Origin of the sequence: Streptomyces sp. NPDC127098, from assembly GCF_042722465.1 — a bacterium.
GTDB lineage: Bacteria > Actinomycetota > Actinomycetes > Streptomycetales > Streptomycetaceae > Streptomyces > Streptomyces millisiae.
Genome location: NZ_JBHXFJ010000045.1, coordinates 1 through 13,336 on the forward strand (window position 1 = coordinate 1; position 13,336 = coordinate 13,336).

Genomic DNA, 13,336 nt, shown 5'->3' on the forward strand with positions numbered 1-13,336 from the left:
GGAGGGCGGCGCCGCGGTTGGGCTTGGCCGCGCCGCCCTGCGGCGAAGCCGAAAGCGCGGGCGGGTCGGGCGCCCTCCTGTGAGCCGCCGTGCGTCACCCGCCATGCGATCCGGGCCACCCGCCCGGCGTTCAGGGCGCTGCGCTCGGGCCGGGTGCGGCAGCTCGGGGGCCGGGCGCCGGCGGCTTCGTCGCCGGGCGACGGCCACGGCCCGCCCGAGTCGGCGGCCACACCGCCGCCCTCCCCGCGCGAAGCGCGGGAAAGGGCGGCCGGGTGGGGGAGCGCCACCGCCCGGGCATGCGCGCCTCGCGCGAGAGGGCGGGTGGGTGGGGGAGAACCACCGTCGGCGCCGGTCAGGCGAGGTCGAGCCGGTCCAGCCGCAGTGGCCCGTACAGCGCCAGCTCCACGTCGTGCACCCCGCCCAGCGGGCCCGGCAGCTCCGCGGTGACCGGCGTGTAGACGTACCGGTCACCGGTGGACGGCACGTCGAACGAGAGGGCGAGGCCGAGGTCGGGCACCCGCAGCTCGACCCGGCCGTCGCCCGGCTCCTCGCGGGCGGCCAGCAGCCGCACCCGGTCGATGCCGTCGCCGTCGCCGAAGTCGCAGGCGCGGAAGCGGAGCAGCGCCGGCGTGCCGTCGTCCGGCGCGGTCACCGCGTCGCCGACCACCGGGTCGCGGTCGACGATCCGGACGCCCTCGCTCTCGTCGTAGTCGACGGCGGCAAGGCCGGCGCGCCTGACCGGCCGTGGGCCGACCGGTTCCCCGGTCAGCTTCACGGTCGCGGCCTGCCGGATGTCCCGGCTCGACGCGCCGACCCGCACCGCGTACGCGCCCGGCTCGACCGCCCAGCGGCCGTGCGCGACGTCCCAGAAGCCCAGCGCGGACCGCGCGGGCACCGTGAAGGTGAGCCGCCGGCTCTCGCCGGGGGTGAGCGTGACCCTCCGGTGGCCGATCAGCCACTGGTGCGGGCGGGGCACGCTCGGCTCGAGCGCGGTGGCGTAGAGCTGCACCACCTCGTCGCCCACGACCGCCCCCGTGTTGGTGACGGTCACCTCGGCGGTCAGCGTCTCGTCGGTGGCGGTCACCGTCAGGTCGGCGTGGTCGAACGACGTGTACGACAGGCCGTGGCCGAACGGGTAGAGGGGCGTGCCGTCGTAGTAGAGGTACGTGGCGCGCGCCGCGATCAGGTCGTAGTCCAGGATCCCCGGCAGCTCCGCGTCGTCCGCGTACCAGGTCTGCGGCAGCCGGCCGGCCGGCGACACGTCCCCGCACAGCACGCGGGCCAGGGCCTCGCCGGCGGCCTGGCCGCCGTGCGCGGTCCACAGCAGCGCCGGCAGCGCGACGTCCGCCTCCGGCACCGCGTACGGGTAGGACGAGACCAGCACCAGCGCGGTGCGCGGGTTGGCGGCGTGCGCGGCCCGCCACAGCCGGTCCTGGGCCGGCGGCAGCGCCAGGGTGAGTCGGTCCTCGGTCTCCCGGCCGTTGATGTGCGGGTCGTTGCCGGCCACCACCAGCACCACGTCCGCGCCGGCGGCGGCCGCGGCCACCGCGTCCGCGCCCCGCTCGACGGTCTCCACGAAGAAGACCTCGCCCGTCTCGCCCTCGGCGGCAACCTTCAGCCGCCCGGCGGCGACACACACATGGTTGCCGGTACCCCGATGCCGCAGGAGGTGGCCTCCGCCGTGCGGCTCCAAGGCGAACGTCTCCTGGACGACCCAGCCGCCGGGCTCCGCGGCGGAGGCCCGCACCAGGCCGTCGTCGGCGACGGAGAGGTAGCCCCCGTCGGGGGCGCGCAGCGTCAGCACCCCGTGGCCCCAGTCGACCAGGCGCAGCTCGGTGGCGTCGGCCGGCGCCGCGTCCGCGGTCAGCGGCGGCAGGTCGGTGCGGCCGCGCAGCAGCGCCGGGTCGAGCGCGGCAGCCGCGGTCAGCTCCAGGTCAGGGCCGCCGTCCGGCACCCGCACGAAGCCGCTCGTGGTGCGCAGTCGCACCACGTCGGCGCCGTCCGTGAACTCGACTCCGGCGATGCCCTGATGGGCGCGCAGGCCGTCCAGCGGGCTGCTGCGGCGCAGCAGCGAGCCGCTGTACCAGTCCAGCTTGACCTCGTCGGCCAGCGGGCCGACCACCGCCACCCGGGTGCCGGGCGCGAGCGGCAGCAGCCCGTCGTTCTTCAGCAGCACCACGGCCTTCTCGGCGGCCCGCAGCGCGAGTTCGCGGTGTTCCGGCGTGTCGAACGCCGCGTCCGCGACGTACGGGTCGAGCTCGGGGTCGAACTGGCCGAGCCGGAACCGCATGCCGAGCAGCCGGCCGACCGCGGTGTCCACGTCGCCCTCGGTGATCAGGCCCCGGCGCAGTGCCTCGGTCAGCCTGGCGACGGTGGGCGCCGGGTCCTCGCCGTGGTCGGTGAAGCTGTCGACGCCGGCGCGCAGCGCGGCCGCCAACCCCCGTTCGTGGTCCGGCAGATAGCCCTGGGAGCCGGCGATGTTGCTGGGCGCGCCGGCGTCCGAGCAGACCACGAGCGGCAGCTCCGTCCAGGCGCGCAACTCGCTGGCGAGCAGCGGCGAGAGGTGGTTGGGGCGGCCGTTGACCAGGTTGTAGGCGGGCATCACGCCGGCCACCGCGCCGGCGGCCACCGGGCCGCGGAAGGCGGGGAGCTCGTACTCGTGCAGCACCCGGGGCCGCACCGAGGTGGAGGCGGTGTCGCGGCGCTCCTCGTGGTTGTGGGCCAGCCAGTGCTTGAGCACCGGCGCCGTCCGCCAGTAGTCGGGGTGGTCGCCGCGGAGGCCACGGGTGTAGGCGGTGGCCAGCGCCGCGGTGAGCGCCGGGTCCTCGGCGTAGCCCTCCTCGTTGCGGCCCCACAGCGGGTGGCGCAGCAGGTTGACGGTGGGGGACCAGACGTTGAGCCCCACCCGCTCGTCGGACTCGCGCATGGCGCGCACCTCGCGCCCGGCCGCCTCGCCGACGGCGCGCACCAACGCGTCGTCCCAGGTGGCGCCGAGCCCGACGGCCTGCGGGAAGACCGTCGCGCCGCCCATCCAGGCCACGCCGTGCAGGGCCTCCTGGCCGGTACGGAAGGCGGGCAGCCCCAGCCGGGGCACCGCCGGCGCGAACTGGTGCAGCATGGCGAGTCGTTCGTCGAGGGTCAGCCGGCCGAGCAGGTCGGCGACGCGCTCGTCGACGCTCAGGGCCGGATCGCGGAACGGCAGTGGTCCGTCTGTCACTTCTGGGTCCCCAGGTTCCCTCGCGGTCACGGCCGCGACTCCGCAGCCGTTTTCGAAGCGCTTCGATGCTGGGTTTCGCAACGGCCGTCTGTCAAGAGACCATTCGACAACGACTCGCCGTCTCCTTGGCATCCTTGTTCTCTCCGGGCCAAGCCGCGCTGATCTCCTTCGAAAGCACCTCGAATTTTCTTGTGAAGCAGGGCTTGTGCGGCCACTGGGGGGGTCTTAACCTCAGCGCAACATCGAAGCGCTTCGACCATCCTGCGCCACGGTCTTGCGAAGAAGCAGCCACGAAGGGTTGACGAGCATGCCCAACTCCCGCCCCGGACCCAGCCGGAGAAACTTCCTCGCGTCCTCGGCGATCGCAGCCGCGGCGACCATGGGTGGCGTGCCCCTGCTGTCCGCGTGCGGCGGTGGCGGTGGTGGCGGTGGCGGTCAGGAGGGGCGCTCCTCCCTCTCCGAGCTGGAGCGGATGATGCCCACCTACCGGGCGTCCGAGGTCGCGGTAGCCCCGGACATCGCGGCCGAGAACGGCTCCAGCCCCGGCTACACCCGCTGGATCCCGCAGGAGGAGCTGGGCGTCTCGGTCCCGGAGCCCCTGGGCAGCGGTGGCGAGTTCACCGCCATGACGCCGCTGTGGGGCACCCCGCCCGACCCGGGCAACCCCTTCTGGACCGCCATGGACGAGGCCATCGGTGTCCGCATGAACTGGCAGACCCAGGACGGCAACACCTACCAGGAGCGGCTCGGCGCGGTGCTCGCCGGCAGCGACATCCCCGACCTGGTGTGCATCCCCAGTTGGGAGCTGCGCGGCCAGGTCCCGCAGGCCATCAGCAGCCGCTTCGCCGATCTCGGCCCCTTCCTCTCCGGCGACGCCGTCCTCGACTACCCCAACCTCGCCGCCATCCCCACCCCCGCCTGGCAGGCGTCCGTCTTCAGCGGCGCGCTGCGCGGCCTGCCCATGCCGGCCGCACCCATCGGCCTCGCGCCCTTCTACCGGCAGGACCTCTTCGAGGCCAACGGCTGGGAGGTGCCCACGAGCACCGACGAGTTCGTCGCCCTCTGCCAGGAGATCACCTCCCCGAACAACCGGGTCTGGGCCCTGGAGTCGAACGTCAAGTGGGCCGCGTGGGCCATCTTCGGCGTGCTCCCCGAGCGGCCCAACTACTTCGCCCGCGGCGACGACGGCCGGTTGATCAACCGCTACGAGACCGACGAGTACCTGGAAGCGCTGGAGTGGACGCGTGGGCTCTTCGACGCGGGCTTCGTCCACCCCGACTCGGTGGCCGTCTCCGGCGACCCCAACCAGCGGTTCACGTCCGGCGAGACCCTGATGATGTTCACCGGCGACGGCGTCTGGCACAACATGGTCGTCGAACAGCTCTCCGCCAACCCCGACTTCCGGATGAACGCCTTCGACTACTTCGGCGTCGACGGCAACGACCCGGTGCTCTACCTGGGCAACGGCTCCACCATCTGGACCTTCGTCAACCGGAACCTCTCCGAGGACCGCATCCGCGAGGCGCTGCAGATCGCCAACTACACCGCCGCGCCCTACGGCACCGTGGAGAACCGGCTGCGCACCTTCGGCATCGAGGGCACCCACTACAACGTCGAGGACGGCCAGCCGGTCCGCACCGACCAGGGCAACACCGAGGTGGTGCCCGAGACCTACACCTTCATCGCCACCCCGCAGCACACCATCGCCTGGTCCGACACCCCCCAGATGGTGGAGGACCAGACCGGCTGGCAGAAGCGCAACCTGCGCTTCGCCCGGGAGCCGCTGTTCTACGGCCGGCAGGTCCAGGAGCCCGCCCGGCTCGCCAACATCAACGACGGCTTCGAGGACCTGGAGGACGACGTGGTCCGCGGTCGCCAGTCCATCCGCGACATGCAGAACGCCGTCGCCGACTGGCGGCGCAACGGCGGCGACGAGCTGCGCGACTTCTACCAGCGGCTGCTGGACGAAGAAGACGCCTGACCGACGGCCAGAGAGACGAAGGAGCTCCCGTGTCCCAGAGCACGGTTCCCCGCCCTCCGGTGCCGGCGGAGGGTGGCGCCACCCCGCCGCCGCAGAAGGCGGCGCCGGCCGGCCGGAAGCGCCGCCGCGCCGCCGCCACGCCGCCGGGCGGCATCCGGTTCCGGCACAAGCTGCGCCGGGACTACGCGCTGATCCTGATGACGTTGCCCGCCGTGGCGCTGCTCGTGGTGTTCGCCTACATCCCCATCGCGGGCAACGTCATCGCCTTCCAGTACTTCAGCCCCTACGCCGGCGACGGCTTCTTCGACTCCATGGCCAACAGCGCCTGGACGGGGATGGAGAACTTCCAGCGGATGCTGGAGGACCGGGACTTCTGGCGCGCGGTGCGCAACACGCTGATGTTCTCGGGGCTCCAGCTGCTCCTCTACTTCCCCATCCCCATCGCCCTCGCCCTGCTGATCAACAGCGTGCTGCACAGCAAGGTGCGCGCCTGGGCCCAGGCGGTGCTCTACCTGCCGCACTTCTTCTCCTGGGTGCTGGTCATCACCGTCTTCCAGCAGCTCTTCGGCGGGGCGGGACTGGTGGCCCAACTGCTGCGCGACTGGGGCTGGGCCGACAGCTTCGACCTGATGACCGACCCCGGCTTCTTCAAGTGGCTGATCACCGCGCAGGTGATCTGGAAGGACGCCGGCTGGGGCATCATCGTCTTCCTCGCCGCGCTCTCCACGGTCAACACCGAGCTCTACGAGTCGGCCGCGGTCGACGGCGCCGGCCGCTGGAGCCGCATGTGGCACGTCACGCTGCCCGCGCTGCGGCCCGTCATCGCGCTGCTGCTGGTCCTCCAGGTCGGCAACATGCTCACCATCGGCGGCGAGCAGTTCCTCATCCAGCGCACCGCGGTCGGCCCGGGCGCGTCCGAGGTGCTCGACACCTACGTCTGGCACCGGGGCATCCAGAACGGCGACTTCAGCTACGCGGCCGCCATCGGCATTGTCAAGGGCATCTTCAGCGTGGGCCTGGTGCTTGCCGCCAACCGGGTCGCCCACGCGATGGGCGAACAGGGGGTGTATTCACGGCGATGAGCGACACCAGCGTCCTCGCCCACGACGACGAGGAGAAGGAGACCGGCAGGCGCCAGCGGCCGGCCTGGGAGGAGCGGCCCACCAGGGTCGGCCTCACCGCCAAGGGCATCATCCTCGCGATCGCCCTGCTGGCGATCCTGTTCCCCCTCTGGATCATCGTCGTCACCTCGTTCTCCGACGCCGAGACCATCTCGCGCAGCGGCGGCCTCGTCGTCTGGCCCCAGGGCCTCAGCCTGGACGCCTACCGCGAGCTGCTCAGCGGCGGCGAGGTCTCCCGGGCCATGATGGTCTCCATCGGGGTGACCACCGTCGGCACTTTGATCTCCATGACGGTCTCGATCCTGGCCGCCTACGGGCTCTCCAGGCTCGGCTCGCTCTGGCACCGCACCCTGCTGTTCACCCTGATGACCACCATGTTCTTCGGTGGCGCCGGCATCATCCCCACCTACCTGCTCATCCAGAGCCTGGGGCTGATGAACAGCTACGCGGCGCTGATCCTGCCGATGGTCGTCAACGTCTTCAACATCCTGGTGCTGCGCGCGTTCTTCATGAACGTCGGCCAGGAGATCATCGACAGCGCCCGCATCGACGGCGCCAGCGACCTGCGCATCCTGTGGCAGATCGTGCTGCCGCTCTCCCGCGCGGTGCTGGCCGTCATCTCGCTCTTCTACGCCGTCGCCTACTGGGGCAACTGGTTCGCCGGCTTCATCTACATCACCGACCAGGAGAAGCTGCCCCTGCAGAACGTCCTCCAGCAGATCGTCATCGCCGGCGAACGCCCGGCCGGCATGGCGCAGGCGATCGGCACCGGGCAGATCCCGTCCCTCGCCGTGCAGACCGCCGTCATGGTGCTGGCCCTGCTGCCGGTCGCCGTGCTCTCCCCGTTCGTCCAACGCCACTTCAAGAAGGGCATGCTGATCGGTGCCGTCAAGGGCTGACGGCACGACCGAGGAGAGGAGACACCATGGCGGGGCTCGGGGACGCGACACGCGGGCGGTTGCTGTTCGGGGGTGACTACAACCCGGAGCAGTGGCCGGCGGAGGTCTGGCAGGAGGACGTCCGGCTGATGAAGGAGGCCGGCGTCAACCTGGCCACCGTCGGCGTCTTCTCCTGGGCCACCATCGAACCCCGCCCCGGCGCACGGGAGTTCGGCTGGCTCGACACCGTCCTCGGGCTGCTGCACGACGCCGGCGTCGGCGTCGCGCTGGCCACCCCCACCGCCTCCCCGCCGCCGTGGCTCGGGGCCAGGCACCCCGAGACGCTGCCGCGCGACGAGACGGGCGCGATCGTCTGGTACGGCTCGCGTAACCAGTTCTGCGCCTCGTCGCCCGTCTACCGGGACTACGCCCGGCGCATCACCGAGGACCTGGCCGCCCGCTACGGCGACCACCCGGCGCTGCGCGTCTGGCACATCAACAACGAGTACTGCACGTCCTGTTGGTGCGACGAGACGGCCCGCCACTTCCGGCGCTGGCTGCGCGAGCGGCACGGCACCCTGGACGCCCTCAACGAGGCCTGGGGCACGGCGTTCTGGAGCCAGCGCTACGACGCGTGGGACGAGATCATCCCGCCGCGCCGCGCCCAGTACCTGAACAACCCCGCGCAGCTGCTTGACTTCCGCCGCTTCACCAGCGACGCGCTGCTCGAGTGCTTCACCGCGGAGCGCGACATCGTCGCCGCGCACAGCCCGCACGTCCCGGTCACCACCAACTTCATGCCGCTCTTCGCCGGGCAGGACGGCTGGCGGTGGGCGGCCGAGGAGGACGTGGTCTCCGTCGACATCTACCCGGAACCGGCCGCCGGCTTCGGCGACCCGGCCGGGCCGGCGTACGGCGCGCTCGTCCAGGACCTCACGCGCTCCCAGGCCCGGGGGCCCTGGATGCTGATGGAGCAGGCCGCCTCCGCCGTCAACTTCCGCCCGGTCAACGTGCCGAAGCCGGCCGGCGTCACCCGGCTCTGGTCGCTGCAGGCCGTCGCCCGCGGGGCCGACGCGGTCTGTTTCTTCCAGTGGCGGCAGTCGCGGCAGGGCAGCGAGAAGTTCCACTCCGCCATGCTGCCGCACGCCGGCGAGCGCTCCCACGGCTTCCGCCGGATCGCCGACCTCGGCGCCGAACTCGACGCGCTGAGCCCCGTCGTGGGCGCCGACGTGCCAGCCGACATCGCCGTCCTGCACGACTGGTCGGCCTGGTGGGCCAGCGGCCAGCCGGGCCGGCCGTCCGCCGAGCTCGACCACGCCGCGTTGCTCGGCGCCTGGCACCACGCCCTGTGGCGACGCAACCTCACCACCGACCTCGCCCACCCCGAGGCCGACCTGAGCCGCTACCGGATGGTCGTCATCCCGCAGCTCTACCTGCTCACCGACGCCGCCCTGGACAACATCGTCGCCTTCGTGGCCAACGGTGGCACCCTGGTCTGCGGCTTCTTCACCGGCGTCGCCGACGCCGACGACCGCGTCCGCGAGGGCGGCGTGGACGCCAGGCTGCGCCGCGTCCTCGGTCTTGACATCGTCCACGAGTGGAGCCCGCTGCCGGCCGGCACCACCGTGCGGCTCAGCGACGGCACCGCCGGCACGCTGTGGAGCGAGGACCTGTCGCCGGCCGGCGCGCACACCGTCGCCGCCTACGCCGAGGGCGAGTTGGCCGGCCGGCCGGCCATCACCCGCGCCGAGCACGGCGCCGGCACCGCCTGGTACCTCTCCACGCTGCCGGAACCCGACGCGCTCGCCGAGCTGTTGGCCGACGCCGCCGCCACCGCCGGGGTGGCCCCGGTACTGCCCGGGCTCCCCGAGGGCGTCGAGGCGGTCAGGCGCGGCACCCTGCTCTTCCTCCTCAACCACCGGCCGGAGCCGGTGACCGCGCGCCTGCCGGCGCCCGCCACCGACCTGCTGACCGGCGCGCACCACGAGGAGGAGGTGATTCTGGACCGCCTCGGCGCAGCCGTGCTGCGGTCCTGAACCCCCCACAGTCCCCCCACCCCGAAGGGAGACGCACCACCGTGATACGAGCCGCACGAAAGCTCTTCCTGAACCGTCTCGTGACGCCGCTGATCGCGCTGTTCGCGGCGTTCGGCCTGACCCTCACCACCGCCACCTCGGCACACGCCGCCACCTGGGAGAGCTCGGACCAGTGGGGCACCTGGAACAACGGCGGGTACATCCTCTACAACAACATCTGGGGCTCAGGCGCCGGTCCGCAGAGCATCTGGGCCAACAGCTACAGCCAGTGGGGAGTCTGGGCGAACCACCCCAACACGGGTGGCATCAAGTCCTACCCGAACGCCAAGCGCATCGTGAACCGGCCGCTCAACCAGCTGAACTCGCTGAGCAGCTCGTACAACGTCACCGTCCCGAACAGCGGCGCCTACAACACCGCCTACGACATCTGGGACACCGACTACGACCACGAGGTCATGCTCTGGATGAACTGGACGGGCCCGGTCGGCCCGCTCGGCACCTACCAGACCCGGGTCACCCAGGGCGGCCACACCTGGGACGTCTACCGGGGCAGCAACGGCGCCAACAACGTCTACTCGTTCCTGCGGGTCGGCGGCAACTCCTACTCGGGAACGGTGAACATCCTGCCGATCCTGCGGTGGATCGCGAACCAGGGCTGGTGGTCGCAGAGCGAGCCCATCGGTGACGTCCAGTTCGGCTACGAGATCACCTCGTCGTCGGGCGGACTGAACTTCACCACCAACTCGTTCAACGTCAGCTTCAGCTGAGCGAGTGAACGCGTGAGCGCCGCCCGGCGGTTCCGCCGCCGGGCGGTGTCACAGCGCGCCGTTGGCCGGGGCGGGCGAAACCGGCACCCCGGCGGCGGGCCCGGTGCTCGCCCGGACCGTCAACGTCGGCGGCAGCAGCTCGGTGTGCGTGCCGGCCGGGGCGAGCGCGGCGTCCGGCCGCAGCCGGTCCATCACCAGCTCGACGGCACGCTGCCCCATCTCGAAGGCCGGGATGGCCACCGAGGTCAGCGCGACCGACTGCTGGGTGGCGACCTGCTCGGGGCAGACGGCCACCACCGAGATGTCCTCGGGCACCGCCCGGCCCTGCTGGCGCAGCAGGCTCAGCATCGGGCCGATCACCGCCTCGTTCTGCACGATGATCGCCGTGGTGCCGGGGCGCTCGTCGAAGATCCTGGAGAGCGTGCCGGCCATCGACTCGTAGCTGCCCTCGCACGGCCGGTGCAGCACCCGCACACCCAGCTCGGCGGCCCGCTCACGCACTCCGAGGATGGTCCGCTCGGCGAACCCGGTGCGCCGCTCGTACACGGCCGCCGCCTCGCCCACCATCGCGATCTCCCGGTGCCCGAGCCCCGCCAGATGGGTCACGCACTGCCGCCCGGTCTCCGCGAAGTCCAGGTCCACACAGGTGAGTTCGCCGGTGTCGGCGGGCAACCCGATCAGCACGGCCGGCCGCCGGGTCTCCCGGACCAGCGGCAGCCGCTCGTCCTCCAGCTCCACGTCCATCAGGATCATGGCGTCCGCCAGGCCGCTGCCCACCACCCGCCGGGTGGCCTCCGGGCCCTCCTGGCCGGTCAGCAGCAGCACGTCGTGCGCGTGCTCGCGCGCCGTGGTGGCCACCGCGATGGCGATCTCCATCATCACCGGCAGGTACATGTCGGTGCGCAGTGGCATCATCAGGGCGATGATGTTCGACCTGCTGCTCGCCAGCGCCCTCGCTCCGGCGTTCGGGTGATAGCCGAGCTCCCGGATGCTCCGCTCCACGCGCTCCCTGGTCCGGGCCGAAATGGTCCGCTTACCGCTGAGGACGTAACTCACCGTGCTGGCTGAGACGCCGGCGTGCCGGGCGACCTCGGCGAGAGTGACCATATGGCCTCCCCAGTGGTGTGAAGCGCTTCGACGGCGGATGTCAGTGCAACCGCGTTGACCATAGACCGATCAACTCTCCGTGTCCATAGATGTATCGAAGCGCTTCAACGCCGACGTCGAAGCCCTCTTCCGGCACTCCGCCGGGCGGCCGATTCCGACCTCTGTACGGGCGTCCTCTGATACGCGGGGCCCGCCATCGGGTACATAACGGAATGGCACCCTCCGAGGACGCCGCCGACGGCGAGGGCGAGGTGAGCGAGCATGACCGTCTCCGAGGACGAGGCCCGCCGGGTGGCCGAGGGCGCGCGGCAGCGGGAGTGGCGGGGACCCAGCTTCGCCCGCGAGCTGTTCCTCGGCCGCTTCAGGCCCGACCTGATCCATCCGCGCCCCGAACCCGACCCCGAGGTGGCCCGGCACGGCCAGGAGTACCTCGACCGGCTCCGCGCCTTCTGCGAGCGCGCCATCGACGGCGCCCGGATCGACCGCGAGGGCCGGGTGCCGGACGAGGTGGTCGCCGGGCTGCGCGAGATCGGCGCCTTCGGCATGAAGATCGCCCCCGAGTACGGCGGGATCGGCCTCAACCACCTCTACTACAACCGGGCCCTCGCCCTGGTCGGCTCGGCCAGCCCGGCCGTCGGCGCGATGCTCTCCGCACACCAGTCCATCGGCGTGCCCGAGCCCCTGAAGCTCTTCGGCACCGAGGAGCAGAAGCGCGCGTTCCTGCCCCGGTGCGCCCGCGGCGAGATCTCCGCCTTCCTGCTCACGGAGCCCGACGTCGGCTCCGACCCGGCCCGGCTCGCCGCCACCGCCGAGCGGGACGGCGACTCCTACCTGCTGGACGGGGTCAAGCTGTGGACCACCAACGGGGTGGTCGCCGACCTGCTCGTGGTGATGGCCAAGGTCCCCGACGCCGGCATCACCGCCTTCGTCGTCGAGGCCGACTCGCCCGGCATCACGGTCGAGCACCGCAACGAGTTCATGGGCCTGCGCGGCCTGGAGAACGGCGTCACCCGGCTGCACCGGGTCCGGGTCCCGGCCGTCAACCGCATCGGGGAGGAGGGCGAGGGGCTGCGGATCGCCCTCACCACCCTCACCACGGGACGGCTCGCCATGCCCGCCACCTGCGCCGCCGCGGGCAAGTGGTGCCTGCGCGTCGGCCGGGAGTGGTCCCAGGCCAGGATCCAGTGGGGCAAGCCGATCGCCAGGCACGAGGCGATCGGCTCCCGGCTGGCGTTCATCGCCGCCACCACCTTCGCCATGGAGGCCGTCCTCGACCTGGTCAGCGAGCTGGCCGACGAGGGCGGCAGGGACATCCGCATCGAGGCCGCCATCGCCAAGCTCTACGGCAGCGAGATGGCCTGGCGGATGGCCGACGACCTGGTCCAGATCCGCGGCGGCCGCGGCTTCGAGACCGCGGACTCGCTGGTCGCCCGCGGCGAGCGCGGCGTGCCGGCCGAGCAGCTGCTGCGCGACCTCCGCATCTACCGGATCTTCGAGGGATCGAGCGAGATCATGCGGCTGCTGATCGCCCGCGAGGCGGTCGACACCCACCTCAAGGTCGCCGGCGGCCTGATCGAGCCCGACTCCTCGCTCACCGAGAAGCGCCGCGCCCTCACCGCCGCCGGCCGCTTCTACGCCCGCTGGCTGCCGTCCCTGGCCGTGGGGCGAGGCCAACTCCCGCTCTCCTACGGCGACTTCCACGTCTCCCGGCACCCCAACCTGGCCGCCCACCTGCGGTATGTGGAACGCGCCGCCCGCCGGCTGGCCCGCGAGACCTTCTACGCCATGTCCCGTTGGCGCGGCCGCCTGGAGACCAAGCAACGCCTGCTGGCCCGCGTCGTCGACATCGGCTCCGAGCTCTTCGTGATGACCGCCGCCTGCGTGCACGCCGAGCGCCTCCGCGACCAGGACGACCACGGTCGGCAGGCGTACCGGCTGGCCGACGTCTTCTGCCGCCAGGCCCGCCAGCGGGTCGAGGCCCTGTTCGCGGAGCTGATGCACAACACCGACGTCGCCGACCAGGCCCTGGTGCGCCAACTCCTCGAAGGCGACTACCGCTGGCTCGAGGACGGCATCCTCGACCCCACCGCCGAGGGCCCCTGGATCGCCGACACCACCCCGGGACCCGCCACCACCCCCAACGTGCACCGCCACATCCCCTGACCCCGGGGCGGCGGCCGGCGCCGGTTCCCGGGGGCGTGGCGGGGACCGTTGACGCGGGTGGGGACA

General features: G+C 72.2%; 8 protein-coding genes. 6 read left to right on the forward strand and 2 right to left on the reverse strand.

Going from position 1 to position 13,336, the window contains the following annotated elements; genetic code table 11:
* Window positions 1-352: 352 nt before the first annotated feature.
* Window positions 353-3,217 (reverse strand): glycoside hydrolase family 3 C-terminal domain-containing protein, encoded by a 2,865-nt coding sequence (locus tag ACFWI8_RS24825; protein WP_387095389.1) that lies wholly within the window; start codon window positions 3,215-3,217, stop codon window positions 353-355.
* Between the two features lie 379 nt (window positions 3,218-3,596).
* Between ACFWI8_RS24825 and ACFWI8_RS24830 the strand changes: the two genes are divergently transcribed.
* From ACFWI8_RS24830 to ACFWI8_RS24850, 5 genes are read left to right on the forward strand one after another with little or no spacing between them, the layout of a single operon-like run.
* Window positions 3,597-5,198, forward strand: coding sequence for an extracellular solute-binding protein (locus tag ACFWI8_RS24830; protein ID WP_387095392.1), 1,602 nt, complete (start codon window positions 3,597-3,599; stop codon window positions 5,196-5,198).
* A 29-nt stretch (window positions 5,199-5,227) separates the two neighbouring features.
* Window positions 5,228-6,280, forward strand: a complete 1,053-nt coding sequence (locus ACFWI8_RS24835; RefSeq protein ID WP_387095395.1) for an ABC transporter permease — start codon at window positions 5,228-5,230, stop codon at window positions 6,278-6,280.
* Window positions 6,277-7,218 carry a carbohydrate ABC transporter permease gene (locus ACFWI8_RS24840; protein ID WP_387095398.1) on the forward strand — a complete coding sequence of 314 codons (942 nt, stop codon included), beginning with the start codon at window positions 6,277-6,279 and terminating at the stop codon, window positions 7,216-7,218. The genes ACFWI8_RS24835 and ACFWI8_RS24840 overlap by 4 nt, the downstream gene beginning before the upstream one ends.
* Window positions 7,219-7,244: 26 nt before the next feature.
* Window positions 7,245-9,233 carry a beta-galactosidase gene (locus ACFWI8_RS24845; RefSeq protein ID WP_387095401.1) on the forward strand — a complete coding sequence of 663 codons (1,989 nt, stop codon included), beginning with the start codon at window positions 7,245-7,247 and terminating at the stop codon, window positions 9,231-9,233.
* Window positions 9,234-9,274: 41 nt separating this feature from the next.
* Window positions 9,275-10,000, forward strand: a complete 726-nt coding sequence (locus ACFWI8_RS24850) for a hypothetical protein (RefSeq protein ID WP_387095404.1) — start codon at window positions 9,275-9,277, stop codon at window positions 9,998-10,000.
* A gap of 48 nt (window positions 10,001-10,048) precedes the next feature.
* On the opposite strand, the gene ACFWI8_RS24855 is transcribed toward ACFWI8_RS24850, so the two are convergent.
* A complete protein-coding gene (locus ACFWI8_RS24855; protein ID WP_387095407.1) occupies window positions 10,049-11,107 on the reverse strand; it encodes a LacI family DNA-binding transcriptional regulator in 1,059 nt (352 codons plus the stop codon).
* A gap of 261 nt (window positions 11,108-11,368) precedes the next feature.
* Between ACFWI8_RS24855 and ACFWI8_RS24860 the strand changes: the two genes are divergently transcribed.
* Window positions 11,369-13,270, forward strand: coding sequence for an acyl-CoA dehydrogenase family protein (locus tag ACFWI8_RS24860; RefSeq protein ID WP_387095410.1), 1,902 nt, complete (start codon window positions 11,369-11,371; stop codon window positions 13,268-13,270).
* Window positions 13,271-13,336 lie beyond the last annotated feature (66 nt).